General features: G+C 68.4%; 21 protein-coding genes and 1 tRNA gene. 10 read left to right on the top strand and 12 right to left on the bottom strand.

The window, feature by feature from the left end; translation table 11 throughout:
• The first annotated feature begins 111 nt into the window (after nucleotides 1-111).
• Nucleotides 112-183, top strand: a tRNA-Gln gene (locus tag CFB18_RS14015).
• Between the two features lie 70 nt (nucleotides 184-253).
• On the opposite strand, the gene CFB18_RS14010 is transcribed toward CFB18_RS14015, so the two are convergent.
• The gene (locus tag CFB18_RS14010; protein WP_088572418.1) at nucleotides 254-1,021 is read right to left on the bottom strand and encodes an HpcH/HpaI aldolase family protein; all 768 of its coding nucleotides are present in this window, start codon (nucleotides 1,019-1,021) and stop codon (nucleotides 254-256) included.
• Nucleotides 1,022-1,610: 589 nt separating this feature from the next.
• Between CFB18_RS14010 and CFB18_RS14005 the strand changes: the two genes are divergently transcribed.
• The 5 genes from CFB18_RS14005 (at nucleotide 1,611) to CFB18_RS13985 (ending at nucleotide 9,337) form a co-directional block, all read left to right on the top strand.
• Nucleotides 1,611-3,263: a ribonuclease J gene (locus CFB18_RS14005; RefSeq protein WP_088572417.1), complete on the top strand. Its 1,653-nt coding sequence runs from the start codon at nucleotides 1,611-1,613 to the stop codon at nucleotides 3,261-3,263.
• Between the two features lie 231 nt (nucleotides 3,264-3,494).
• Nucleotides 3,495-4,379, top strand: a complete 885-nt coding sequence (locus tag CFB18_RS14000) for a DUF1028 domain-containing protein (protein WP_200808235.1) — start codon at nucleotides 3,495-3,497, stop codon at nucleotides 4,377-4,379.
• Nucleotides 4,376-5,779: a selenium cofactor biosynthesis protein YqeC gene (gene yqeC, locus CFB18_RS13995; RefSeq protein WP_088572416.1), complete on the top strand. Its 1,404-nt coding sequence runs from the start codon at nucleotides 4,376-4,378 to the stop codon at nucleotides 5,777-5,779. The genes CFB18_RS14000 and yqeC overlap by 4 nt, the downstream gene beginning before the upstream one ends.
• 42 nt (nucleotides 5,780-5,821) lie before the next feature.
• Nucleotides 5,822-6,649: an HAD-IIA family hydrolase gene (locus CFB18_RS13990; protein WP_088572415.1), complete on the top strand. Its 828-nt coding sequence runs from the start codon at nucleotides 5,822-5,824 to the stop codon at nucleotides 6,647-6,649.
• 141 nt (nucleotides 6,650-6,790) lie between these two features.
• Nucleotides 6,791-9,337 carry a beta-mannosidase gene (locus tag CFB18_RS13985; protein WP_200808234.1) on the top strand — a complete coding sequence of 849 codons (2,547 nt, stop codon included), beginning with the start codon at nucleotides 6,791-6,793 and terminating at the stop codon, nucleotides 9,335-9,337.
• A 60-nt stretch (nucleotides 9,338-9,397) separates the two neighbouring features.
• Here the strand turns inward: CFB18_RS13985 and CFB18_RS13980 are convergent, their stop codons facing one another.
• The 3 genes from CFB18_RS13980 to CFB18_RS13970 are packed head-to-tail and all read right to left on the bottom strand — an operon-like array spanning nucleotide 9,398 to nucleotide 11,118.
• Nucleotides 9,398-9,964 carry a Uma2 family endonuclease gene (locus CFB18_RS13980; protein WP_088572414.1) on the bottom strand — a complete coding sequence of 189 codons (567 nt, stop codon included), beginning with the start codon at nucleotides 9,962-9,964 and terminating at the stop codon, nucleotides 9,398-9,400.
• A 10-nt stretch (nucleotides 9,965-9,974) separates the two neighbouring features.
• Nucleotides 9,975-10,541 carry a Uma2 family endonuclease gene (locus tag CFB18_RS13975; RefSeq protein ID WP_088572413.1) on the bottom strand — a complete coding sequence of 189 codons (567 nt, stop codon included), beginning with the start codon at nucleotides 10,539-10,541 and terminating at the stop codon, nucleotides 9,975-9,977.
• Between the two features lie 10 nt (nucleotides 10,542-10,551).
• On the bottom strand, nucleotides 10,552-11,118 hold the full coding sequence (locus CFB18_RS13970; RefSeq protein ID WP_088572412.1) for a Uma2 family endonuclease: 567 nt from the start codon (nucleotides 11,116-11,118) through the stop codon (nucleotides 10,552-10,554).
• Nucleotides 11,119-11,612: 494 nt separating this feature from the next.
• Here CFB18_RS13970 and CFB18_RS13965 point away from each other — a divergent pair, with 494 nt between their 5' ends.
• From CFB18_RS13965 to glyS, 4 genes are all read left to right on the top strand, one after another.
• Nucleotides 11,613-12,146 (top strand): OsmC family protein, encoded by a 534-nt coding sequence (locus CFB18_RS13965; protein WP_088572411.1) that lies wholly within the window; start codon nucleotides 11,613-11,615, stop codon nucleotides 12,144-12,146.
• Nucleotides 12,147-12,180: 34 nt separating this feature from the next.
• Nucleotides 12,181-12,771: an OsmC family protein gene (locus tag CFB18_RS13960; RefSeq protein ID WP_088572410.1), complete on the top strand. Its 591-nt coding sequence runs from the start codon at nucleotides 12,181-12,183 to the stop codon at nucleotides 12,769-12,771.
• A gap of 54 nt (nucleotides 12,772-12,825) precedes the next feature.
• A complete protein-coding gene (locus CFB18_RS13955; RefSeq protein WP_088572409.1) occupies nucleotides 12,826-14,007 on the top strand; it encodes a cobalamin-independent methionine synthase II family protein in 1,182 nt (393 codons plus the stop codon).
• A gap of 91 nt (nucleotides 14,008-14,098) precedes the next feature.
• Entirely contained in the window at nucleotides 14,099-17,110 is a 3,012-nt protein-coding gene (gene glyS / locus CFB18_RS13950) for a glycine--tRNA ligase subunit beta (RefSeq protein ID WP_088572408.1), read from the top strand.
• A 107-nt stretch (nucleotides 17,111-17,217) separates the two neighbouring features.
• Here glyS and CFB18_RS13945 read toward each other — a convergent pair whose 3' ends face one another.
• From CFB18_RS13945 to CFB18_RS13910, 8 genes are all read right to left on the bottom strand, one after another.
• Complete coding sequence (locus CFB18_RS13945; protein ID WP_159461776.1) at nucleotides 17,218-18,642, bottom strand: undecaprenyl-phosphate glucose phosphotransferase; 1,425 nt, start codon at nucleotides 18,640-18,642, stop codon at nucleotides 17,218-17,220.
• A 108-nt stretch (nucleotides 18,643-18,750) separates the two neighbouring features.
• Nucleotides 18,751-19,932 (bottom strand): glycosyltransferase family 4 protein, encoded by a 1,182-nt coding sequence (locus tag CFB18_RS13940; protein ID WP_088572406.1) that lies wholly within the window; start codon nucleotides 19,930-19,932, stop codon nucleotides 18,751-18,753.
• Nucleotides 19,914-21,056, bottom strand: coding sequence for a glycosyltransferase family 4 protein (locus CFB18_RS13935; RefSeq protein ID WP_088572405.1), 1,143 nt, complete (start codon nucleotides 21,054-21,056; stop codon nucleotides 19,914-19,916). Before CFB18_RS13935 ends, CFB18_RS13940 begins: the two co-directional genes overlap by 19 nt.
• 32 nt (nucleotides 21,057-21,088) lie before the next feature.
• On the bottom strand, nucleotides 21,089-22,063 hold the full coding sequence (locus CFB18_RS13930; RefSeq protein WP_088572404.1) for an aldo/keto reductase: 975 nt from the start codon (nucleotides 22,061-22,063) through the stop codon (nucleotides 21,089-21,091).
• 66 nt (nucleotides 22,064-22,129) lie between these two features.
• Entirely contained in the window at nucleotides 22,130-22,588 is a 459-nt protein-coding gene (locus CFB18_RS13925; RefSeq protein ID WP_088572403.1) for an acyl-CoA thioesterase, read from the bottom strand.
• Nucleotides 22,589-22,711: 123 nt separating this feature from the next.
• On the bottom strand, nucleotides 22,712-23,581 hold the full coding sequence (locus CFB18_RS13920; protein ID WP_159461775.1) for a M50 family metallopeptidase: 870 nt from the start codon (nucleotides 23,579-23,581) through the stop codon (nucleotides 22,712-22,714).
• Entirely contained in the window at nucleotides 23,506-23,799 is a 294-nt protein-coding gene (locus CFB18_RS16360; RefSeq protein WP_088572401.1) for a site-2 protease family protein, read from the bottom strand. Before CFB18_RS16360 ends, CFB18_RS13920 begins: the two co-directional genes overlap by 76 nt.
• A gap of 42 nt (nucleotides 23,800-23,841) precedes the next feature.
• The gene (locus CFB18_RS13910) at nucleotides 23,842-24,411 is read right to left on the bottom strand and encodes a Uma2 family endonuclease (protein WP_088572400.1); all 570 of its coding nucleotides are present in this window, start codon (nucleotides 24,409-24,411) and stop codon (nucleotides 23,842-23,844) included.
• Between the last annotated feature and the right edge of the window lie 7 nt (nucleotides 24,412-24,418).

Raw genomic sequence — 24,418 nt, 5'->3', positions numbered from 1 at the left:
TCAGGATCTGGCGGACATCATCGCCTTCATCCGGACCTTCAACCCCCACCAGCCGTGAGAGAGGGCTGGCGCTGGCCTCGAGGACGACGCCGCGCTATAATGAGAGAGCGGTGGGGAGTCGTCTAAGGGGCAGGACACCGGCCTTTGGAGCCGAGGGTGGAGGTTCGAGTCCTCCCTCCCCAGAGCGCAGAGGCCCGGCCGCGCGGCCGGGCCTCTTTCTTTGAGGCTCCACACAAATCATTCGCAGACCGCCTTATGAAAGGGAGCCGTTCCACCGTCGCAGGATCTCCCCGGCCATCTGTTCGATGTAGCGGGCGTCGGAGGCCACGGCGAGGAACCGGAAGCCCTGGGCCCACCGGTGCACGGCTTCCTCAACGGACATGCACATCATCCCCGCTGGCCGGCCGGCCCGCTGGGCAGCCCGCAGGACCGTCTGGACGGCTTCCTCCCAGGCCGGGTTCTCCCGGAAGTCTGTCCCTCGCAGACCCATCGAGGAGGCCAGATCATTGGGGCCGATGAACACCACGTCCACCCCCTCCGCTCCGCAGATCTCGTCGGCCCGCTCCACTGCCCGGATGTGTTCGATCTGGACCACCACCAGGACCTCGTCGTCGATGGCCTGCAGGTAGTCCGTCCCGTGCAGGCAGGGCCCCAGCCAGGCCCCTACCGAGCGGATCCCCCGGGGTGGGAAGCGGGCGGCCTCCGCGGCCCGCCGGGCTTCCTCGCCGTTCATCACCATCGGCACCACGATCCCCAGCGCTCCGGTGTCCAGGGCCAGCTTGATCCACGTGGGGTCGTTCCACGGCACCCGGACCAGCGGGGTGGTGCCGGTGGGGAGGATGGCCATCACGCTTTGGGCCATGGCGTCGTAGCTGAAGGGGCTGTGCTCCGTGTCCACCACCAGCCAGTCGAAGCCCAAGCGGGCCATCAGGGCCGCCGCGTAGGGGCTGCCCAGGCCCAGCCAGGCCCCCACGGTCGCCGCTCCGTCGCGCAACCGGGCCCGCGTGCGATTCGGGATCATCCGTCCCTCCGATGCCAGAGGTTTCGCTTCTTCCGGGTAGACATCCGGTGATCCTGCGCCTCCCCCTTCGCCGCCCAGGCCGAGGACACCTCAACGGCCATTGATATGGTTGAGAAACCGAGCCTTGTTTATAACGCAAAACACCGTTCCCTGCCAAGGGGAAGGACCGCTGGGGTTCGGACATAAAAGGGAAGGGAGAGGAAGGGGGATGCCCCGGGAGAGAGCCCGGCTCGCCTCGATGCCTGCACGTCTTTCGAGGCAGGGTGTGTTCCGATTTTGCTGGGCCTGGCCGCCTTGTAGGACGACTGCTCGCAGTTGTCCTACGATTTTGGGACACACCTCGGAGGCGAGCGGAGTTGACGGATCGCAAGAGATCTCCTACAATAAAGAACGATGAAGGAAGCGAAAGACCTGCTCACAGGCAATTCGGGATGGGGCCGCCGGATGCCCGAGGGGGTGCTGGCGGCCTTTTCGTTTCAGGAAGGATCTACGCGGGCGTTGAGATGCCCGCTGCATGGGACAAGCAGGCAGTGTAACATCGCAAGGAGAGCGAAATCTGAACTGTTCTACGCAGGAGGCGAATTGCACAATGGCTCAGGTGTTACGGATTGTGCCCCTGGGAGGGTTGGGGGAGATCGGCAAGAACATGATGGCGATCGAATATGGCCGCAACATCCTGATCATCGACGCCGGGATCATGTTCCCGGAGAACGACATGCTGGGGGTGGATTTCATCATCCCCGACTGGCAGTATTTACGGGACAAGAAGGCATGGGTACGGGCCATCGTGGTCACCCATGGGCATGAGGACCACATTGGGGCCCTCCCGTTCCTGATCCGGGAGATCCCGGCGCCGGTCTACGCCACGCCCCTGACCCGGGGGCTGATCGAGGTCAAGCTCAAGCAGGCGAAGGTCATAGAGGGGGTCACCCTGCACACGGTGCAGGCCGGGGACCGGCTGACCATCGGGCCCTTCACCGTGGAGCTGTTCCGGGTCTGCCACAGCATCCCGGACGGCGTGGGGCTGGGGATCACCACCCCGGCGGGCCTGATCGTCCACACCGGGGATTTCAAGTTCGACCAGACGCCGGTGGACGGCAAGCCGACGGATTTCGCCACCCTGGCAGAGTTCAGCAAGCGGGGGGTGCTGGCTCTGCTCTCTGACAGCACCAACGCCGACCGCCCCGGCTGGACGCCTTCGGAGCGGGTGATCGACCCGGCCTTCGACGCCGCGTTCCGCCAGGCGAAGGGCCGCATCATCGTGGCTACCTTCGCCTCCCTGATCTCTCGCTTCCAGCAGGTGATCCAGGCCGCGGTCCGCCACGGGCGCAAGGTCGCCTTCGCCGGGACCAGCATGCTGGAGAACGTAAAGATCGCCCAGAAGCTGGGCTATCTGGAGATCCCTCCCGGGGTGCTCATCCGCCTCGACGAGATGGATCGGTATCCGCCGTCTCAGGTGGTGATCCTCACCACCGGGGCCCAGGGAGAGCCCTCCTCGGTGCTGGCCCGCATGGCCGCCGGCCAGCATCCCCAGCTCAAGATCGTGCCGGGCGACACGGTCATCCTCTCCGCCCACCCGATCCCGGGCAACGAAGAGATGGTGCATCGAACCATCAACCGGCTCTTCCAGCGGGGAGCCGATGTGCTCTATGATCCGATCGCCCCCGTGCACGTCTCCGGCCACGCCAGCCAGGAAGAGCTGAAGCTGATGATCAACCTAGTCCGGCCTCAGTATTTCATCCCCATCCACGGCGAGATCCGGCATCTGAAGGCCCACGCCCGCCTGGCCATGGAGCTGGGGATCCCGGCCGAGCGCATCTTCACTGTGGAGAACGGCTGGGTCATCGAGTTCCGGGACGGCCAGGGGCGGATCGCCGAGCGGGTGCCCGGTGGTTACGTCTTCGTGGACGGGGCCCTCATCGGCGATATCGGCCCGGAGGTGTTGCGGGAGCGCGAGGTCCTCTCCCGCGAAGGGTTCGTGGTCGCCATTGTGCGGCGGGATCCCCGCACCGGGCGGATCATCGGGCGGCCGGAGCTGATCACCCGCGGGTTTACCTTCGCCCGGGAGGCGGAGGAGCTGCTCGCGGGAGCCGAGGAGCTGATCCTCGAGACCGCGCGCTCAGCGAACGGGGAGGGGAAGTCCCGCCAAGCCCTCGCCCAACGGATCCAGAACGCCCTCGCCGACTATCTCTACCGCCACACCCGCCGTCGTCCGATGATCATCCCGGTGGTGACCGAGTAGAAACGGCTCTCGCCGCGACCCTGCGTCATTAAGATCAATATGGGTAGGAGCGGCTTCAGCCCCGACCCCTGCGCCGTCGAAGATCCAGGGTTTAGGGTTAAAACCCTTCCTATAACTGTGACCTTTCCGCCATCGAAGACCGAGAATTCAGAGTGAACGCCCCCCGCGATCGGCCTGCGCCGACCGGAGGGCATCTTTTTCCATACGACTTCAGACGCCCGGGAGGCCAAGATGATCTTGTGCGCCACCTTCTCCATCGTGGCCTTCGACCCGGCCCGCCAGGAGTGGGGCGTGGCCGTGGCCTCCAAGTTCCTGGCCGCCGGCGCCGTGGTGCCCTGGGCCCGGGCCGGCGCCGGGGCGGTCGCCACCCAGTCCTACGCCAACACCCGCTTCGGCCCCGAAGGCCTGGACCGGATGGCCAAGGGGCTCTCCGCCGAAGAAACCCTGGCCCACCTCCTGGCCGCCGACCCCGAGCGCGAGAAGCGTCAGGTCGGCCTGGTGGACCGGGCCGGCCGGGCTGCCGCTTTCACCGGTGCCGAATGCCTCCCGTGGGCCGGCCACCGGATCGGCGAAGGGTTCTGTTGTCAGGGCAACCTCCTGGTGGACGCGCGCACCCTGGAGGCCATGGCCGAGACGTTTGTGAAAACGACCGGGGAGCTGGCGGATCGCCTGGTCGCCGCCCTGCTCGCCGGCGACCGCGCCGGCGGCGACCGCCGCGGCCGTCAGTCCGCCGCCATCCTGGTGGTCCGCGAGGGCGGCGGCTACGGCGGCTTCAACGACCGCTACATGGACCTCCGGGTGGACGACGACCCGGACCCGGTGGCGAAGCTGAAGGATCTGGTGGAGCTCCATCACCTCTACTTCGGAACCCCTCGGCCGGAGGACCAGATCCCTATCGACGCCGCGCTGGCCCGGGAGATCCAGCGCCTGCTGCGCCACGTCGGCCTTTACACCGGCGAGATCACCGGGGTTTATGACGAGGCCACCCGCCGCGCCCTGGAGACGCTGTTCGGCATCGAGAACCTGGAGGAGCGCTGGCAGCCCGGCGATGCCATCGACCGGGTCGCCTGGGAGTTCCTCCGCCGCCGCTTCCCCCTTCCGGAGGGAGATGCATGAGGGAGGCCCTGACCGTCCGGACCGCGCCGGCTGCCCTCCACGAGGCGCTGGGGCTGGCGCCCGGCGCGGTGATCGCCTTCGTCGGAGCCGGTGGCAAAACCACAACGGCCTGGCGCCTCTTGCACGAGTTGGGAGGACCGGACGCCCCGGCGGTGTGGACGACCACCACACATATCGTGGAGCCGGTGCTCCCGGAAGGGATCGGCCTGCTGCTGAGTGAGGCGCCCTCCCCGGAGCTGCTCCGAGCCCTCTTCCGGCGGCTCCCCCGCTGGGTGCTCGGAGCCCGGCGGATGGAGGCCCTCGCGGAGCCTCCGAACGGTCCCTACCCGGCCCATCCTTGGAAGATCCAGGGGCCGCCGCCCGAGCACCTCGACCGGTTGATCCTCCGGATGCCAGAGGCCTCCTGGCTGATCGAAGCGGACGGCGCGCGCCGGATGGTGCTGAAATGGCCGGCGGACCATGAGCCGGCCCTGCCCGCTGAGGTCGACGCCGTGGCGGTGGTGGCCAGCCTGGAGGCCATCGGCCGCCCCATCGGCGCGGTCACCCACCGCAGCGCCCTTGCCCTCGCCCACCTCGGCGGGCACCCGGAGGACCCGGTCACACCGGAATGGCTGGCGGCTCTGGTCTCCCATCCGCAGGGTGGGCAAAAAGGGATCCCCTCCGGGGCCCGCCGCCTCCTGATCCTCACCCGGGAGCGCACCTTCGATCCGGAAGCCTTCGAGAGGGTGTGCGCGGCGCTCCCACAGGCTGTTTTCGAGCGTGTGGTGGCCCTCGTAGGGGGAGACCCGGTCGCCCTCGTCGGACCGGCAGCTCCCCGAGTGGCTGGGATCGTGCTGGCCGCTGGGGAGGGGCGGCGGTTCGGCAGCCCCAAAGCCCTGGCGGACTGGCACGGCCGCCCGCTGGTCCGTCACGTGACCACCCTCGCCCGGCGGGCTGGGCTGGATCCCCTGATCGTCGTGGTGGGGGCGCAGGCCGAGGCCGTGCGCCAAGCCTTACAAGGGCTGCCCGTCCAGATCGTCGATAACCCGAACTGGCAGGAAGGGATGAGCCGCTCGATCCGGGCCGGCCTGCAGGCGCTGCCCCCCAGCGTCGAGGCTTTCATCCTCCTCCAGGTGGATCAACCGCTGGTGCGCCCACGCTGGCTGAACCGGCTCATCGAGATCCATCGCGCCGCCGGACGGCCAATGGTGGTCGGCATGCTGGAGGGAGAACCTCGTCCGCCGGCCCTGTTCGCCCGCCCCCTGTTCCCGGCCCTGATGACCCTACAGGGAGAACAGGGGGGACGAGCCCTCGTGCGCGCCTTCCCGGAGGCCGCGGCCATGGTCCCGGTGCCCGATCCTTCCTGGGTGATGGACATCGACACCCCGGAAGCCTATCGAGAGACGATCCGTAACCTGTAGACTTAAACGTCCCGATCCACCCTGCCCCGGAGCGATTCCGAGATGGAGCGCCTGCAACGCATCCGTCATCTGATCATCGACATGGACGGCGTGCTGTGGCGCGGGAAACGGCCGATGGAGGGCCTCACGGACTTCTTCGATTTCCTGCGCCGCCACGAGATCCGCTTCATCCTGGCCACGAACAACGCCAGCCGCTCCCGGGACGATTACGTCGCGCAGCTGGCCCGCTTCGGCGTGGCGGTGCGCCCCGAGGAGGTGCTCCCTTCCTGCGACGCCACTGCCCTCTACCTCCGGCGGATCGCCTCCCCGGGCGCCCGGGTGCTGGTGATCGGCGAACAGGCCCTCCGCGCCGCCCTGGCCGAGGCAGGCTTTCAGGTGGTCGACGAAGAACACGCCGATTTCGTGGTGGTCGGCCTGGACTGGGGGCTCACGTATGAGAAGCTGGCTCGAGCCGCCCGGGCCATCTGGAACGGCGCCCGCTTCATTGGGACCAACCCGGACCCGGTGTGGCCGGGGGAGGATGGGCTTTATCCGGGCAACGGGGCCACCCTGGCCTTCCTGGAGCGGGCCACAGGCGTCACCCCCGTGGTAGTAGGGAAGCCGGAGCCCCTGATGTTCCAGATCGCCATGGAGCGAATGGGAGCCGCCCCGGAGACCACCGCGGTGATCGGCGACCAGCTGCCCACCGACATCCTGGGCGGGAAGCGCGCCGGCCTCCTCACCATTCTGGTGCTCTCCGGAGCGACCACCCCGGAGAGGCTGGCCGAAAGCTCGATCCAGCCCGACCTGGTCTTCGCGGACATCCGGTCGTTGACCGCCGCCTGGGAGGAAACCCTTCGCGTTCACCCCTCCCGGGCTTCAGAAGTATGATGGATGCTGGAGCGCATCCTGCAGGAACTGGAGGGGCCGGAAGATCCGGGGGCCCTTCCGCTATCTTCCGGGAGCGCTTGGGATTGGAATCCTCCTTCCCCCTCTCCTAATCCTCGGTGATTCGGAAGACAACGGGAAGCGATGCACCGTCAGATCCTCTCCGGGCCCTGGTGGTTCCGATCCGCGGACGGGACGGAATGGCTGCCGGCGCGGGTGCCCGGCAGCGTCCACCTGGATCTGCTCGCCCTCGGCCGGATCCCGGACCCTTTCCTCGGAGATGGCCTGCGCCGCGCCGCCTGGGTTGCGGAGAAGGATTGGGAATACCGCTGCGCCTTTCAGTCTGACTTTGCCCTCGCCGCCGCGGAGCGGGTGGAGCTGGTGTGTGGAGGGCTGGACACCCTGGCGGAGGTCTTCCTCAACGGGGAGCGCCTGGGCGAGGCCCGCAACATGTTCCGCTCGTATCGCTGGGCGGTGAAGCCCCTGCTCCGTCCCGGCGTCAACGTCCTCCTCATCCGCCTGCGCTCGCCCCTCGCCTTCGTCCGGGCGCAGCACCGCCGCCGCCCCCTCCCTGGCCTCGGGCACCCCGGGGTCGCCCACCTGCGCAAGGCGCCCAGCCACTTCGGCTGGGATTGGGGGCCGGAGCTCCCCCCGATGGGGATCTGGCGCCCCGTGGCCCTGGAGGGGTTCTCGATCGCCCGCATCGCCGATCTGCATATCCGCCAGCACCATCACGGGGAGCGGGTGATCCTGGCGCTTCAAGCACAGGTGGAACGCTGGCGGGATCTTCCCCTCTCCATGCGGATCACCCTGATGGATCCGGAAGGCAACGTCACCCGATGGGAGCTTCCCGTGGAGGAGGAGGCCTTCACGGTGGAGCTGCCCGTCTTGCGCCCCCATCGCTGGTGGCCCCACGGGCTGGGGGAGCAGCCCCTCTACGTTGTAGAGACGGAGCTGCGATCCGGGGATCGCCTTCTGGACCGGAGGCGGGAGATCCTGGGGCTGCGAACGCTGGCGCTTCAGCAGGAGAAAGATGCGTGGGGCGAATCCTTCGTCTTCGTCGTCAACGGCGTCCCCCTCTTCGCCAAAGGCGCTAACGTCGTCCCGCTCGACGCCCGAAGCCCTTTCGTGCCGGAGGAGGATCTGGATCGGCTGGTTCGGAGCGCGGCCGCTGCGGGGATGAACGTGCTGCGGGTTTGGGGCGGCGGGGGCTACGGGGATGATCGCTTCTATGCTCTGTGCGATCGCTATGGGATCCTGGTCTGGCAGGATTTCCCCTTCGCCTGTATGCTCTATCCCCTCGACGAGCCGGAATTTTTAGAGGAGGTGCGGGCGGAGGTGAGCGAGAACGTCCGCCGCCTGCGGCATCACCCTTCCCTCGCCCTCTGGTGCGGCAACAACGAGATCGAGATGCTGTGGCCGTTGTGGCGCTGGCAGGGTTGGAGGCGGGGAGCGGAGCTGGCCTGCCTGGCCGCCGCCCACGAGCGCTTCTTCTACCACACGCTCCCCGAATGGGTCCGGGCCGAGGACCCCGACCGGCCTTACTGGCCCGGCTCCCCCTCCTCCGGAGCTTTCCGCCGGGAAGTCAACGGCGACCGACGGGGCGACGCCCACCTCTGGCGGGTCTGGCACGGCCTGGCCCCCATCGCCGCCTATCGGGCCCGTATCCCCCGGTTCGTGAGCGAGTTCGGCCTGCAGTCGCTGCCGACCTCGGGAACCCTCGCCGCCTTCGGACTGCCTCCGCATCCCACCCTCCGCGCGCCTGCCCTCCGCCGCCGCCAGCGGGACCCCGGCGGGATGCAGCGGCTCCTGTATTACCTCACGGAGCGGTTCCCGATCCCGGAGGACCTGGAGGATCTGGCCTGGCTCACCCAGATCGCCCAGGCGGAGGCTGTGCGGCAGGCTGTAGAATACTGGCGGCGCCACCGCAACCGGTGCGGCGGGGCCCTCTACTGGCAGCTCAACGACACCTGGCCCGCCATCTCCTGGTCGAGCCTGGATGTCTACGGCCGATGGAAAGCCCTCCATTACGCGGCCCGCCGCTTCTTTGCCCCTATCGCCCTCTCCCTGGACGCGCAGGAGGACCGTGTGGAGATCTTTCTCTTAAACGACACCCCTTATCCTTGGCGGGGGACCATCCGCTGGTCCCTGGAGACCTTCGAGGGGCAGGTGCTCGAGCGAGGGGAAGAAATTGCGGAAGCGCCCCCGCTGCAAGGGACCCTCATCCGCGTGGTGGAGGTCGGGGCGTGGCGGCGCCGCCATCGGCGGGCGCTGGCCTTCGTGGCGGAGCGGTGGGAGGAAGGAACGCGGCAGGATCTGCGTGTGGCTCTCTTCGCCCCTGAGAAGGCCCTGCGTCTGCCGGATCCTGGCCTGATGGTGGAAGTGGAGGCTCAAGGAGAAACCATGAGGATCACCCTGCGCGCCCGCGCCCTGGCCCGCTTCGTCACCCTGATGCTCCCGGGAGCTGACATCGTCTTCAGCGACAACTTCTTCGATCTGCCCCCTGGGCGGACGGTGACGGTGCACGCGCCCCTCCCTCCGGGCTGGACCCCCGGAGCGGTCCGCCGGGCCCTGCGGGTGCGCACCCTGGCTGATCTTCCTCGAAGCCGGGGGTGGAGGGCGCGATGGCTCCGACTCCGAGGCAGGCTGGCGCCCCATGCCCTCCTCAGTCGACTTCTCCACCTCGGGTAGGAGATCGCCGGGGAGACCGGAGCCCTGGTGCGCCTTCAGACCCAAACGAAGAAGCCCGGCTCACTCGAAGATCGGCTCCAGCTCCAGGATGAACCCCGGGAGCTCGGGGTCCAGGGACACCTGCTGGACTCCTTCGTATCGCTCCACCGGGGCGCCGGGCCGATAAACCTCCACCGCCCGCCGATAAGGATCGATCAGCACCCCCACCCGCGCCCCGTTGGCCCGATAAGCCTCCATCTTCTCCCGCAACTCCCCCAGGCTCTGGAAAGCCGACCGCACCTCAAACACCGCATCCGGACAAAGGGGAACAAACCCCTCCCGCTCCTCCTGACTGAGAGCCTCCCACCGCTCCCGCCGCACCCACGAAGCATCCGGCGCAAACAGCGACCCATCCGGAAGCCGAAAACCCGTGGAAGAATCAAAAACCACCCCCAGGCGGGCCCGCTCGTTCCAGCGTTCCAGTTGATAGGCTACCTTCAGGCTACGCCGCCCGCTCTCGCCGCCAGTAGGGCTCACGATCAGCCTCCCGTCCGCGGTGCGCTCGAATTGATAGCCCGGATTGCGCTCCGAAAGCTCCCACAGCTCCTCATCCGTCACCCGATGCAGCAAATCCAATCGGATCCCCATCCCCGCCTCCTCACTCGAAGATTGGCCCCAGTTCCAGGGTGAAGCCGGGGAGCTCGGGGTCCAGGGGCACCTGCTGGACTCCTTCGTATCGCTCCACCGGGGCGCCGGGACGGTAGATCTCCACCGCGCGCCGGTAGGGGTCGATCAGCACGGCCAGGCGGGCGCCGTTGGCCAGGTAGGTCTCCATCTTCTCTCGTAGTTCTCCCAGGCTTTGGGAGGCGGAGCGGACTTCGAAGGCGGCGTCGGGGCAGAAGGGGCCGAAGCCTTCGCGCTGTTCGGGGCTGAGGGCTTCCCATCGCTCCCGCCGCACCCACGAGGCGTCCGGGGAAAGCAACGACCCATCGGGAAGCCGGAAGCCTGTGGAAGAATCCAAGACCACCCCCAAACGGGTTCGGCGGTTCCAATCCCGAAGCTGCCCGAAGATTTCCCCGCTTCGTCGTCCGCTTTCTAAGCCGGTGGGGGTCACGATGAGCCTCCCGTCGGCGGTGCGTTCGAACTGATAGCCCGGGTTGCGCTCCGAAAGCTCGCGCAGCTCCTCATCCGTCACCCGATGCAGCAGATCCAGCCGGATCCCCATCCCCGCCTCCTCACTCGAAGATCGGCCCCAGTTCCAGGGTGAAGCCGGGGAGCTCGGGGTCCAGGGGCACCTGCTGGACTCCTTCGTATCGCTCCACCGGGGCGCCGGGGCGGTAGATCTCCACGGCTTTGCGGTAGGGGTCGATCAGCACGCCCAGGCGGGCGCCGTTGGCCAGATAGACCGTCATCTTCTCCCGCAGCTCCCCCAGGCTCTGGGAAGCCGAGCGCACCTCAAACACCGCATCCGGACAAAGGGGGACAAACCCCTCCCGCTCCTCCCGACTGAGAGCCTCCCACCGCTCCCGCCGCACCCATGAAGCATCCGGTGCAAACAGCGACCCATCCGGAAGCCGAAAACCCGTGGAGGAATCAAAAACCACCCCCAGGCGGGCCCGGCGGTTCCACTCCCGAAGCTGTCCGACGATCTCCCCGCTCCGTCGTCCGCTCTCGCCACCGGTGGGGGTCACGATCAACCTCCCGTCCGCGGTGCGCTCGAATTGATAGCCCGGATTGCGCTCCGAAAGCTCCCACAGCTCCTCATCCGTCACCCGATGCAGCAGATCCAGCCGGATCCCCATCCCTACCTCCGGTTCAAGCAGACCGGGCTCCTTCCGCGGTTTCCATTCGCCTAAGTGGATTATAGCGGATAGAGATCTGGGATGAGGAAACCCATGGGCCTTCCTGTCCGTGGGGCGGCGCTCGCAGATGAAGATACAGGCCCACGCGGGATCGTGCGGACCCGAATGCAAGGCTTAAGCCAGTCGATCGGTGGATGGAGAGAAGCGATGCCGGCTGGGACTGAGTTGACAGGTAGAGGGCTCCTGCGTGTATCATGAAAACACATCGCCGGCCGGAGCGCGCCGATCTCGGAGGGACTGGACATGTCGGGGATCGATCCGCTTCGGGTTCTTCCTTCGAACTGCAGGTGTCCGCCGCGGGGGTCAGGAGGGGGTTGATCCCGCAGATCCCCGGACCGGCCGGCTTTTCCCCTTCCTGCTCCCGCTTCTCCCCATCCACGCATTGGATCCGTTCTCCGGGAACGCCCATTCACACCCTTTTGAGGAGGTTTCCCATGGGACTGGTGCTGAACGGCCTGGATGTGGAGCAGCTGCAACAGCTGAGCGCGCAGGTGCAGACGGATCCAGAGGCCGCCCGCTCCCTGAACCGCTGGACGGCACGGGTGCGCTGGTTGGGAGGGTTCAAGGGACGGGCCTACATCCGGAACCACTCCTTTGTGGTGGACGAACCCGCCGATTTGGTGGGCCAGGACGAGGCCCCCAACGCGGTGGAATATGTGCTGGGGGCCCTTGGGGCTTGCCTCACCGTCGGCTTCGTCCTCAACGCCACCAAACGTGGGATCCCTCTCCGCAACCTGGAGATCGCCCTGGAGGGGGAGATCGATAACATCCTCACCTTCCTGGGGCTGAGCCAGGAAGGGCACCCGGGCTACCGCGAGATCATCGTCAAAGCCTATGTGGACGCCGACGCCGACGAGGAGACCCTCCGGGCGATCTGGGAGGAGACGGTGGCCACCTCGCCGGTGGGCAACACGCTGGCCCGCCCGGTGACCCTGCGACCCGAGCTCCGTCGGGCGACAGCCGCTTGAGGCGGACGATCCGATTCAAGAGGAGGCACCCGGGATGAGCGCTTCGCTGAACGGCGTCGATCTGGAGGCTCTGCAACAGATGCTGGAGGAAGTCCGGGCTCGCCCGGAGGCGGTCCAGCCCCGGCGCTGGGCCCGCTTCCGATGGGAGGAGGGCCTGCGGGGCCGGGTCTACATCCGCAACCAATCCTTCACGGTGGATGAGTCGGTGGATCGCTCGGGGCGGGAGGCCGGCCTGAGCGCCCTGGAGTATGCTCTGGGGGCGCTGGGGGCCTGCCTGGGCCTGGGCTTCATCTTCCACGCTACCCGCCGCGGCATCGCCGTTCGGAACCTGGAGGTGGCCCTGGAGGGGCGCATCGAGAACCTCCTGCGCTTTCTGGGCTTCGAGGGAGAGGGCCACCCCGGCTACGGAGAGGTCATCGCCAAGGCTTACGTAGACGCGGACGCCGATGAGGAGACTCTACAGGCCCTGTGGGAGGAAACGGTGGCCACCTCCCCCGTCGGCAACACCTTCACCCGCCCGGTGGCCCTGCGCACGGAGATCGCCACGGTCTCAGGCTGGTGGTTCCGGTATTCCCCCGAAACGGAGGAGAGCTCTCCGGGGTCCCGCGGTGGGATGCCCTGCTGAGGGGGCAGCCGGGGTTTCCCTATCTCGATCCGTATCCATTCCCAGGAGGGAACGATGGCGCGCAACGGATTGCCACTCTTTCCGGTGACGGTGGTGGGCAGCTGGCCGCGGCCGCCATGGCTGCTGGAGGCCTTGCGCAAGCGCCACGCCGGCCAGCTCTCGTATCAGGAGTTCCAGGAGATCGCCGACCGCGCCGCCCTGGAGGCCCTGCGGGCCCAGGAGGAGGCGGGTGTGGAGATCGTCAGCGACGGCGAACAGCGCCGCGACAACTTCTACTCCTTCGTCGTCGAGAAGCTGGAAGGGGTCCGCATGATGAGTGTGGCCGAGATGTATGACTACGCGGAGGACAAATCCTACTTCGAGCAGATCCTCCGCCAGCTGGACGTCCCGGCCTACGCCATCAAGACCCCGGTGGCGGTGGATAAGATCCGCCTGAAGATGCCCTTGGCTCTGGACGAGCTGGAGTTCCTGCGTCGGCACACCGACCGGCCGATCAAGATCCCCCTCCCCGGCCCCTACCTGCTCACCCGCACCATGTGGGTGCAGGGCCTCTCCGACCGGGTCTACCCCACCCGGGAGGATCTGGCCCAGGACGTGGTGGCCATCCTGCGGGAGGAGATCCTTCGCTTGCGGGACGCGGGGGCGGCTTTCATCCAGCTGGACGAGCCGGTGTTGACCGAGGTGGTGTTCCAGCCGCCGGTCCACAGCCGCACTTTCATGTGCGCCTCTCTCTCGGCCGCGGGGGAGGATCCCCAGCTGGAGCTGGCCTGGGCCGCCCAGCTGATCAACCGGGTGGTGCTGGGGGTGGAAGGGGTGCGCATCGGCGTCCACATCTGCCGGGGGAATTGGACCACGCGGGAGGAGGCGCTGCTCACCGGGGATTACCGGCCGCTGCTGAGCACCCTGGAGGCCATGCGGGTGCAGCAGTGGGTGCTGGAGTTCGCCACCCCGCGGGCCGGCGACCTGGAGGTCTTCCGGGAGTGCCGGCAGAAGCGGGAGCTGGGCCTGGGGGTGGTCAACCCGCGCACCGCCGAGATCGAGCCCCCTGAGTTCATCGTCGCCCGGGTGAAGGAGGCCCTGAACTACTTCGAACCCTCGCAGATCTTCCTGAACCCGGACTGCGGCTTCGGGACCTTCGCTGAGCGCCCGGTGGCCACCCCGGAGGTGGCCTTCCGCAAGCTCCGATCCATCCGCCAGGCCGCGGAGCAGCTGCGGCGGGAGTTCGGGACGGCGTAGCCCCCTCCCCTCGCCGCCGGCGCTATGCGATAATGAGGCGGTGGGCGCCCCCGCGCGCCCATCGCCTTTTATTCCCGGGAGAGGAGGCAGGATGGCGCCTCGACGTCCGCTCTCGTTCCAGGAGATCATCCTCCGACTGCAGGAGTTCTGGGCGGAGCAGGGCTGCCTGATCTGGCAGCCCTACAGCGAGAAGGTGGGGGCCGGGACGATGAACCCGGCCACTGTGTTGCGGGTGCTGGGCCCTGAGCCCTGGCGGGTGGCCTACGTGGAGCCCTCCTATCGGCCCGCCGACGGCCGCTACGCCGAGAACCCCAACCGGATGCAGCTCCATCACCAGTTCCAGGTGATCCTCAAGCCGGATCCCGGCAACCCTCAGGAGCTCTATCTGGAGAGCCTGCGGGCCCTGGGCATCGACTTCCGCCGCCACGACGTCCGGTTCGTGGAGGACAACTGGGAGTCCCCCGCCCTGGGCGCCTGGGGACTGGGCTGGGAGGTCTGGCTGGACGGGATGGAGATCACCCAGTTCACTTACTTCCAGCAGGCCGGCGGCCTCCCCCTGGACCCGGTGGCGGTGGAGATCACCTATGGGCTGGAGCGCATCGCCCTCTACCTCCAGGGGGTTCCCTCGGTCTGGGATCTGGATTGGGACGGCACCCACACCTACGGAGAGATCCTCAAGACGTCGGAGGTTGAACACTGCGTCTACAACTTCGAGCTGGCGGACATTGAGCGGCTTCGGGAGCTGTTTCAGCACTATGAGGCGGAGGCCCGCGCCTGCATCGCCCGCGGCCTGGTGATCCCGGCCCATGACTACGTGCTGCGTTGCTCCCACACCTTCAACCTGCTGGACGCCCGGGGGGCCATCGGGGTCACCGAGCGCGCCCGCTACTTCGCCCGCATGCGGGAGCTGGCCCGCCAGGTGGCCACCCTCTACCTGCAACAGCGAGAGCGCCTGGGCTATCCCTTCCTCTGGAAGGCGCCCGCCCCGCCATCTCCCGAGCCCATGCCGCCCCTCCCCACGGTCGAGGAGGCGGAGGATCTCCTGTTGGAGATCGGCACAGAGGAGCTGCCCGCGCGAGATCTGGAGGCGGCCCTGGCCCAGCTGGCCGAGAACGCCCCCGCCATGTTCGCGGAGGCCCGGCTGGAGTATGCGTCGATGGAGGTCCATGGAACGCCGCGCCGGCTGGTCCTCTACGTCCGCCGCCTGCAACCCCGCACCCGCGCGATAGAGACCTGGGTGAAGGGCCCGCCGGCCCACGTGGCCTTCGACGCCGAGGGCCATCCCACCCCCGCCGCCCTCGGCTTCGCCCGGGCCCAGGGCGTCCCGGTGGAGGCCCTGACCGTGCGGGAGCTCCCGGAGGGCCGCTACGTGGGTGTGATCCGGCGGGCCGAGGGGCAGCCGACCCCCGCTGTCCTGACGGAGCTGCTCCCCCGACTCATCACCAGCCTGAAGTTCGAGATGAGCATGCGCTGGAACCGCAGCGGGGTTGCCTTCTCCCGGCCCATCCGCTGGCTGGTGGCCCTCTACGGGCGCGAGGTGATCCCCTTCGAGTTCGCCGGCGTCCGCAGCGGCCGCGAGACCCGCGGGCCCCGTCCTCGGGGCTCGCCGGTCCTCCGCCTGGCCCAGGCCGCCGACTACTTCCCCACCATGCGTCGAGCCCGTATCGTGCTCCCGGTGGCGGAGCGGCAGGCGCGGATCCGCAAGGAGCTGGAACGGCTGGCTGCGGAGGTGGGCGGGACGGTCCCGGAGGACCCGGAGCTCCTAGCCGAGGTGGCCAACCTGGTGGAGACACCTACCGTGTTGCGGGGCCAGTTCGACCCCGAAGCCCTCCGCCTGCCCGCCGAGGTTCTGATCACGGTGATGCGCAAGCACCAGCGTTACTTCCCGGTGCTCGGGCCCGATGGGCAGCTCCTCCCCTACTTCCTGGCGGTGCGCAACGGCGGACGGCGCGGGCTGGAGCAGGTGCGCCAGGGGAACGAGGCGGTGCTGCGGGCCCGCTTCGCCGACGCGGCCTATTTCTTCGACCACGACACCCGCCAGCACCTGGAGACCTTCCTCCCCCGCCTGGCCACCCTGACCTTCGAGGAGCGGCTGGGCTCGATGCTGGATAAGACCCGCCGCCTGGAAGCCCTGGCTCCCCGCATCGGCGAGATGCTCGGGCTGGACGCCGAAGAGATGCGGCTCCTTGCCCGAGCGGCGCATTTATGCAAGGCCGACCTGGCCACCCAGATGGTCATCGAGCTCACCGAGCTGCAGGGGGTGATGGGGCGGGAATACGCCCGCCGGTGCGGCGAGCCGGAGGGGGTGGCGACCGCCATCTTCGAGCACTACCTCCCCCGCTTCGCCGGCGACGCCCTTCCCCAGACCCGGCCGGGGATCGCCCTGGGCCTCGCCGACCGACTGGACTCCCTGGTGGGGTTGTTCGCTGTGGGGCTGGCGCCCTCCGGCTCCGCGGATCCCTACGGCCTGCGCCGGGCGGCCGCCGGCCTGATTCAGATCCTCACCGCCCACGGCCTGCGGTTCTCCCTCTCCCAGGGTCTGGCCGCCGCGGCAACCGTCCAGCCGGTGCCGGTGACTTCTGAGATCCTGGAGGAGGTGCGGGCCTTCCTCATCGGCCGGCAGCGGGCCGCCCTCCAGGAGGCCGGCTATCGCTACGATGTCATCGAGGCGATCCTCGCGGCCCGGGGCGACGATCCGGCGCGGACGGCGGAAAGCGTCGCCTCGCTCCAACGGGCGGTGGAACGGCCCGACTGGCCACGCCTGCTGGCCGCTTACAGCCGGTGCGTGCGCATTCTGCGCAAAGCCCGGTCCGAAGGGAGCGAGCCGGCCCCGGCGGTGGATCCCGCTCGCTTTGAGAGCGATGCCGAACAGGCGCTGTGGGAGGCCGTGCAGGCCGCCCGGGAGCAGGTGGGCCCGGAGAGCCCCGTGGAATCCCTGGTCGCCGCCCTGGAGCGTCTGGCCCCCTTCATCGACCGGTTCTTCGAGGAGGTCCTGGTGATGCACGAAGCGGAGGCCCTCCGCCGCAACCGCCTGGCCCTGCTCCAGGCCATCGCCGACCTGGCCGACGGGATCGCCGATCTCAGCCGGCTGGAGGGCTTTTGAAAACCTTTGGGGCATCCTTTGACTGGCCAGGGTCACGCCGGAGGAATCCATGGAGAGCCTGAAGCGACTGGACCTGAGCGGACCCGTGAAGGCACACCCTGGGATCGCTAATACGCCCCCTCTCCCATGATCACGCGGGGGATGGTGCGCAGCATGATCTCCAGGTCCAGCAGCGGGGACCAGTTCTCAATGTAGTAGATGTCCAGGAGGCACATCTCGTCGAAGGTGAGGTCGCTGCGGCCGGAGATCTGCCACAGCCCGGTCATCCCCGGGATGGCCGACAGGCGCTGGCGCTGCCAGGGCTTGTAAGCCTCTACCTCTGAAGGAACCGGCGGGCGCGGCCCCACCAGGCTCATCTCCCCCTTGAGCACATTGACCAGCTGGGGCAGCTCGTCCAGGCTCAGCCGGCGCAGGATCCGCCCCACCCGCGTCACCCGCGGATCGTTGCGGATCTTGAAGAGGGGGCCGCTGGCCTCGTTCAGCGCCCGCAGGCGCTCCTGCTCCTGCTCCGCCCCCACCCGCATGGTGCGGAACTTATACATCGTGAACAGACGGCCGTCCTTCCCCACCCGGACCTGCCGGAAGATCACCGGCCCGGGCGAATCCAGCCGGATGGCCAGGGCGATCAGGGCCATCAGGGGAGCCGCGAGGATCAGCAGGACCGTGGCCAGGATCAGATCCATGGCCCGCTTGATGCGGAACTGCCAGGGCGAAAAACGCGCCTCCCGGATCCCGATCAGGGGGATCCCATCCAGGTCCCGCACGTCCAGGCGGCTCAGGGTGAGCTGGAAGGGATCGGGGACGATGCGCACAGGGACGCGATGGGCTTCGCAGTGTTGCACCACCTCCTGGATCCGATCGTAGAAGGCCAGGGGGAGGGTGATGATCACCTCATCGACCGCCTCCTCCCGCAGGACCCGCGGCAGGTCCTCCAGGGTGCCCCGGGCGCGGAAGGGGCCGATGTCCGTGCAGGCCTTCTCCGGGTCATCGTCCACAAACCCGATGATCCGGTAGCCCAACTCCGGGCGGGCCAGGGCCGCTCGCATCACCGCTCTCCCCAGATCCCCAGCCCCGACGATTAGGGCGCGTACCACCCCGAGGCCCCGCCGGCGCAGCATCCGCTCGACCCGGCTCTCCAGGAGCCGTAGGGCGCCCAGCATCAACACCACCAGGAGGGCGGCCTCGAGAAACATCAACCGGGAGTAGAAGAGAGACTGAGAGAAAAAGACCACGGCCATGAGCACCAGCGTGCTCTTGGCCACTGCGTTGAGGACGCGATACATCTCCTCCAGCCAGGGCGCCCCCATCTGAGGCGGATACACCCGGTCCAGGCGGAAGGTTAAAAGCAGCAGGACCGTCCAGGCGATCTGGAAGGGGATATAGGCGGAGAACGGCGCGTCGAAGGTGATCTCCCGGAACCACTCCCACCGGTAACGCATGAAATACGCCAGGACGAAGGCAGCCTGGATCACCATCAGATCCAGGCCGATCCGAAGCCACTTCCATCCCCGCGGAACCTTTCGATCTCCCATCGCGCTCCGAATCCGTGATTGTCCGTTCTTGCCAAACGAATCCCAAACCAAGAGCATGGGGCCCAAGCACGCGGGCCGAAGCGGGCTTCGACTCTAAGTGCACCCTGATTATACCCTTGCCCCATCCTTCGCCTGTGGCTCTGTGAGCAGTGAGCCGGTGCGGGGGCCTTCCGCCCCGCTGAGGAGCCTTCGATACAGCCGCACGGTGGCGGCGGCGGTGGCCTCCCAGGTGAAGCGGGCGGCGCGGGCCAGGCCCCGGGCCCGCAGGGCCTCCCGGAGCGCCTCATCCCGTAACAGGGTAGAGAGCCCCTCTGTCCAGGCCTCCCCATCCATCGGGTCCACCAGCAGGCCCGCCTCGCCCACCACCTCCGGAAGCGAAGCGGCCCGCGCCGCGATCACCGGGGTCCCACAGGCCATCGCCTCCAGCGGAGGCATCCCGAACCCCTCATAGCGAGAGGGATAGGCGAAGACCGTGGCCGCGTTATACCAGAGGGGAAGCTCCTCATCGGGGATGAACCCCACCCAGCGCGCCCGCCCCTCCCGCTCCAGCTCCCGCAACCGGGGGAGAAAGGCCGGCTTCCAGCCTTTGCCCCCGACCAGGATCAACGGGACCGGCGGGGAGAGACGGGCGATGGCCTCCAGCAGCACCCCGAGGTTCTTGCGCGGCTCCAGGGTGCCCACATACAGGATGAACCGCTCCGGCAGGCCCCGGCGCGCCCGGAAGGCAGCCACCTCCTCCGCCGGCAAGGGCCGGAACCGGGGATCCACCCCCGGGTAGGCCACCGTGATCCGCTCCGGCGGAAGACCCCAGCGGCGGATCAGATCCTCCCGAGCCGCCTGGGAGATCGCCAGGATCCCTGCCGCCCGCCGGCAGGTCCATCGGGCGAACATCCGCAGATACAACCGGTTCGCCGTCCGGAAGGCCTCCGGGTAAAGGAGGAAGCTGAGGTCGTAGACGGTGACCACCACGGGCAGGCGGGCCGCCAGCGGCGCCACGAAGGCCATCGCGTGCAACAGCTCCCAACTCCCCCGAGCCAGGCGCAGCGGCAAAACCAGCTGCTCCCACAGGATCCGGACGAAAGGCTGATGGGTGGGCCAGGACGTGCGAACCCACCGGATTCCGGGGACCTCCGGGGGGATGGCCCGAGGCCCGATGAAGGCGGTGAGGGCGATCTCCGGGGCGGCCTCCGGCAGGCGCCGCAGGACCTCATAGAGATAGCGGTGGATCCCGGCGCTGCGGTAGGAGGCCTCGCCGGCCAGCAACTGCGCGTTCAGCGCGACACGCCGCATGACGGCTCCGGAAGCGATCCCGCATTCCCTCCTATCACCCGGCGATAGAGGGCGACGGTGGCCTGGGCGATCTCCGCCTGGGTGAATCGCTCCAGGACCCGGGTCCTTCCCCGCTCGCGGAGCGCCGCCCGCAAATCGGGATCCCTCATCACCCGACGCAGCGCCGCCCGCAACGCCTCTGGATCGCCCTCCGGGAACACCAAGCCAGCGTCCCCGATCACCCATGGGATCTCCCCCGCGGAGGAGCCGATGACCGGGACGCCGCAGGCCATCGCCTCGATCAGCACCCGGCCGAACTGCTCCGTCCAGTTCGGCCGGGTTCGAGAGGGCAGCACCAAGACGTCCAGACCCGCGTAGACCTCCGGCATCCGGGTCGAGGGGGAGGGCGGCTCGAAGGCGACGCGGTCCACGATCCCCAGGCGCGCCGCGAGCTGCCGCAGGGAGGGACCCGCCGGTCCGCTGCCGATGATCCGCAGCCGCCAGTTCCCCTCCAGCCCGGCCACTGCATGCAACAGAAGGTCGATCCCTTTCTCCGGCACCCAGCGCCCGACGTATCCGATGGTGAACGGCCGCGGGGAGCGCGGGGGAGCAGGCCGGAAGGACTCGGGATCCACCCCGAACTGAGGGATCACCGCCATCAAGCCGGCGTAGCCCTTGGCCCGCCAGACCCGCGCGGCCGTCTCGCTGCCGGCGATCAAGAAGTCCGCCGCCCGCAGCACCGCGCGCTCCCACCATCGAAAGGGCGGCGGATACTGGCGCAGAAGGTTCTGCCAAGAGAAGACGCCGACGCGGATCCCCAGACCCTTCGCCAGACGGACCGCGTGATAAGTGGCCAGGTTGTAGGGCTCCTCCTCGATGTGCAAAAGGTCCGGCCGCAGAGCGCGGAGGCGCCGGCCCAGATGCGGGTAAAAGTGAAGATGGAAATGCCCGTTGAAAGCGATGGGCTCCACCAGCAACGTATAGCCCCGGGTGTGCGCCCGCTCCAAAGGGAGCACCCCCCGCTCATCCCGCCAAGCAGGCGGGACCAGGACGATGAGCTCGATCCCCTCGTGGCGGGCGATCTCCTCCGCCTTGCGCTGGTAGGTGCCCACCACCAGGGCTTTGGAGAGCAGCACCACCCGCATCACTGCCTTCCGCTGTTCCCGGTCCCTCCGGCTCAATCCCTCTCCCATGCGGTGAGCATGTCCAGGCGCTGGGCGATCTCCTCGGGCAGGGACCAGCCCACCGCACTTAGAAGCTCCGGGAGCTGCTCCACCGTGCTGGCCCCGATGATGGGGCTGGTCACGGTCGGGTTGCGCAGCAACCAGGCCAGGGCCACCTGAGCAGGGGTCTTCCCCAGCTCCCGGGCGATGCGCTCCACTTCCTCCAGGACCTGCCAGGCCCGGGGGTCCTGAAGGTACCGGCGGAGCCACTCGCTGACCGCGCCCCGGCTTCCGGAGGGCGGCGGGGCGTCCCGCCGGTATTTCCCGGTGAGGAAGCCCCCGGCCAGCGGGCTGTAGGGGATGACTCCCAGGCCCTGATCCCGACAGAGCGGCATCAGCTCCCGCTCGAACTCCGCCCGGTGCAGCAGGTTGTAATGGGGCTGCAGGCTGTCGAAGCGAGCCCACCCGTGCTTGTCGCTGATCCACAATGCCTTGCAGAGCAGCCAGGCTGGGAAATTCGAGGCCCCGATGTAGCGCACCTTGCCCTGCCGTACCAGGTCGTCCAGGGCCCGCAGCGTCTCCTCCAGCGGCGTCTCCTCATCCGGCCAGTGGACCTGATAGAGGTCGATGTAGTCCGTCCCCAGGCGCCGGAGGCTCCCCTCCACGGCGTCGAAGATGTGCTTGCGGGAGAGCCCCTGGTCGTTGGGGCCCGGGCCCATGGGGCCGCGCACCTTGGTGGCGATCACCAGGGCTTCCCGGCGTTGCCCCTTCAGCCAGCGTCCGATGATCTCCTCCGTGCGCCCGGCCCACGCCCCCGGCGCCCAGTAGGGGTAGATATCCGCTGTGTCGATGAAGTTGATCCCGGCATCGACCGCGGCCGAGAGGATCCGGTGGGCCGTCGCCTCATCGGTCGTCCATCCGAAGGTCATGGTGCCCAGGCAGAGCGCGGAGACCTTGAGCCCGGTCCGTCCCAGGGTGCGATACTCCATGGCGCATCCTCCGCAGGAATGGTGTCTGGAAGCTCAGCGCCACGCCGCCCTCATGCGATGGCCCGCTCACCCAGTCCGCTCCACCCGCACGCTCTGGTCCCCGAAGGAGCCTGCTTGCGGACCGCGCGTTAGGACGGCTCGCCAGATCTCCGGGATCGTCATCACCCGGCCGGATCGATCCAGGCACAGATGTTTCGTCCAGCCGGTGGCCAGGCGCTGGCCGGTGTCGGCGTTGTAGACCGCGTAGCCGAAGGTGATCGAGCGGCTGCGGATCTCCTCCACCCATGTCCGGACGGTGACCCGATCCCCGTAGCGGGCCGGGGCTTCGTAACGGGCGTGGGCCTCGGCCACCGCGAACAACGCCCCGCTGCGCTCGATCTCCGCGTAGTCCGCCCCGCAGGCCCGCATATACTGGCTTCTTCCCTCCTCGAACCAGATCAGATAAGCGCTGTGATGCACCAGGCCCATCTGATCGGTCTCCGCATACCGCACGTAGAACGTCGTGGCCACCACCGGCCGATCCACCGGGCTCCTCCTGAAGCAGGGTCATCCGGAGCATCGACGCGCGCCCGTGCGGCGGGCTTCACCGCCGCCCGAGGAATGAGGGTTCCCTCCGGGAGAAGGGAGCAGCGGCGCGGCGCCCTTCCTTTACGGGCCGGCCCCCCGCGAGAGCTCTCCGATCTCCCGGATGGAGAGGAAGATCAGCAGCGCCAGCAGGAAGGCGAAGCCGATAAGGTGCACCACCTGCTCCCGGCGCGGATCCAGACGCCGCCCTCGAACGGCCTCGATGAGCACGAACAGGATCCGCCCGCCATCCAGGGCCGGGATGGGCAAGAGGTTGGTGAAAGCGATGGCCAAGCTGATCAGGGCGATGAAGGTGAGGAACACATAGGCGGAGCCCACCTCCACGCTGGTCCGCAGCGCCTCCCCCGCCTCCGCCCCGATGCGGACAGGGCCGGCGGGCTGGAGGACCTGGGCCGGGACCAGGCCCAGGAGGATGCGGGCCGGCAGGCTGAACAGCTGCGCCGTCAACGCCCCGAACATCACCGTCCCGCGGGCCATCGCCTCCCCGAGCCCGAACCGCTGCATCCGGCTGTAATCCGGGACCGAGGCGATGATCACCCCCATCGCTCCCTGGCCCGGCGGCGGATCCGGCCGCACGTATACGGATACTTCCTGCACGCCCTGCGCCCGCTGGATCCGCAGGATCACGGTGCGCCCCTTTCGCTCCTGCGCCAGCCGGCGCACATCCTCGGTGCGCTCCACCGGCACGCCATCCAGCGCCAGGATGACATCCCCGGCCTGGAGCCCGGCCTGGGCGGCCGGGGAACCAGCGGCCACGCCCTCCACCCGGACCTGGGAGGAGGGCACGCCGAGCAGGAAGATCAGGATGAGCACCCCCCAGGCCAGGGCCATGTTCATCAGGGGCCCGGCGGCGAGGATCAGCAAGCGCCAGGCCCACGGCCGGGCGGCGAAGCCCTCCGGGATCCCCGGATCCTCCTCGCCCCGCAGCCGCACGAAGCCGCCGAAGGGGATCGCGTTGAGGGTGAGCAGGTCTCCCGCCACCGGCCCAGGATCAGCAGCCGGGGTGGGAAGCCGAACCCGAACTCCTCCACCGCCACCCCGGCCAGCTTCGCCGTCAGGAGATGCCCCAGCTCGTGGACGAAGATCAGCGGGCCCAGCGCCAGCAAGAACCCCAAGACACCCCACGGCATCGTGATCACCGGCTCGGTCATCGCTCCCCCCAATCGAGGTTCCCCGACGGATACGACCTTCCCTCAGGAGGTCTCGCCGAGGATCTGGTCCACGGGGACGTGGAGATCCGGCAGCTGGAGCGGGGCGATGGCCTCCCCCCGCCCCACCACCCGCACCTCCCGATACCCCTCTCCCTCCGGTCCCCGATACACCTCCACCACGCCTCGCAAAAGATCCACCACCCACACCTCGACCACCCCATACCGCGCATACAGCGGCACCTTCACCCCCCGATCATACCCGGCCGAATGCTCCGCCACCTCCACGATCAGCAACACATCCTCCGCTCCTGGATGCTCCGAAGCGTAGAAATCCTCCCGCGGCCGCAACAACGCCACGTCCGGCTGCGGCTCCGAACGCCGCCCCAAACGGATGGGGTTCTGAACGCTGACGATGGCGCGCCTACCCACTCGTTGGGAGAACCAGTGGCTGATCCGGTTGACGCACCCCGCGTGCCGGCTTCCGATGGGGCTCATCTCGACGATCTCCCCCTCGATGAGTTCCACCCGGTCGTCCTCGGAGAGGATCCCCGCCTCCGCCATCCGGTGATACTCCTCCACCGTGAACAGGCGCCGCTCCACGCGAACATCCATAGGGACC

Source organism: Thermoflexus hugenholtzii JAD2 (assembly GCF_900187885.1).
Classification (GTDB): domain Bacteria; phylum Chloroflexota; class Anaerolineae; order Thermoflexales; family Thermoflexaceae; genus Thermoflexus; species Thermoflexus hugenholtzii.
The sequence above is the reverse complement of the archived record's forward strand: the minus strand, read 5'-3'. Positions and strand labels throughout refer to the sequence as shown.

Excerpts from the sequence above, each read along its gene's own strand:
- CFB18_RS14010 (WP_088572418.1), bottom strand. The coding sequence starts at position 1,021 with ATGATCCCGAATCGCACGCGGGCCCGGTTGCGCGACGGAGCGGCGACC.
- CFB18_RS14005 (WP_088572417.1), top strand. The coding sequence starts at position 1,611 with ATGGCTCAGGTGTTACGGATTGTGCCCCTGGGAGGGTTGGGGGAGATC.
- CFB18_RS14000 (WP_200808235.1), top strand. The coding sequence starts at position 3,495 with ATGATCTTGTGCGCCACCTTCTCCATCGTGGCCTTCGACCCGGCCCGC.
- yqeC (WP_088572416.1), top strand. The coding sequence starts at position 4,376 with ATGAGGGAGGCCCTGACCGTCCGGACCGCGCCGGCTGCCCTCCACGAG.
- CFB18_RS13990 (WP_088572415.1), top strand. The coding sequence starts at position 5,822 with ATGGAGCGCCTGCAACGCATCCGTCATCTGATCATCGACATGGACGGC.
- CFB18_RS13985 (WP_200808234.1), top strand. The coding sequence starts at position 6,791 with ATGCACCGTCAGATCCTCTCCGGGCCCTGGTGGTTCCGATCCGCGGAC.
- CFB18_RS13980 (WP_088572414.1), bottom strand. The coding sequence starts at position 9,964 with ATGGGGATCCGATTGGATTTGCTGCATCGGGTGACGGATGAGGAGCTG.
- CFB18_RS13975 (WP_088572413.1), bottom strand. The coding sequence starts at position 10,541 with ATGGGGATCCGGCTGGATCTGCTGCATCGGGTGACGGATGAGGAGCTG.
- CFB18_RS13970 (WP_088572412.1), bottom strand. The coding sequence starts at position 11,118 with ATGGGGATCCGGCTGGATCTGCTGCATCGGGTGACGGATGAGGAGCTG.
- CFB18_RS13965 (WP_088572411.1), top strand. The coding sequence starts at position 11,613 with ATGGGACTGGTGCTGAACGGCCTGGATGTGGAGCAGCTGCAACAGCTG.
- CFB18_RS13960 (WP_088572410.1), top strand. The coding sequence starts at position 12,181 with ATGAGCGCTTCGCTGAACGGCGTCGATCTGGAGGCTCTGCAACAGATG.
- CFB18_RS13955 (WP_088572409.1), top strand. The coding sequence starts at position 12,826 with ATGGCGCGCAACGGATTGCCACTCTTTCCGGTGACGGTGGTGGGCAGC.
- glyS (WP_088572408.1), top strand. The coding sequence starts at position 14,099 with ATGGCGCCTCGACGTCCGCTCTCGTTCCAGGAGATCATCCTCCGACTG.
- CFB18_RS13945 (WP_159461776.1), bottom strand. The coding sequence starts at position 18,642 with ATGGGAGATCGAAAGGTTCCGCGGGGATGGAAGTGGCTTCGGATCGGC.
- CFB18_RS13940 (WP_088572406.1), bottom strand. The coding sequence starts at position 19,932 with ATGCGGCGTGTCGCGCTGAACGCGCAGTTGCTGGCCGGCGAGGCCTCC.
- CFB18_RS13935 (WP_088572405.1), bottom strand. The coding sequence starts at position 21,056 with ATGCGGGTGGTGCTGCTCTCCAAAGCCCTGGTGGTGGGCACCTACCAG.
- CFB18_RS13930 (WP_088572404.1), bottom strand. The coding sequence starts at position 22,063 with ATGGAGTATCGCACCCTGGGACGGACCGGGCTCAAGGTCTCCGCGCTC.
- CFB18_RS16360 (WP_088572401.1), bottom strand. The coding sequence starts at position 23,799 with ATGACCGAGCCGGTGATCACGATGCCGTGGGGTGTCTTGGGGTTCTTG.
- CFB18_RS13910 (WP_088572400.1), bottom strand. The coding sequence starts at position 24,411 with ATGGATGTTCGCGTGGAGCGGCGCCTGTTCACGGTGGAGGAGTATCAC.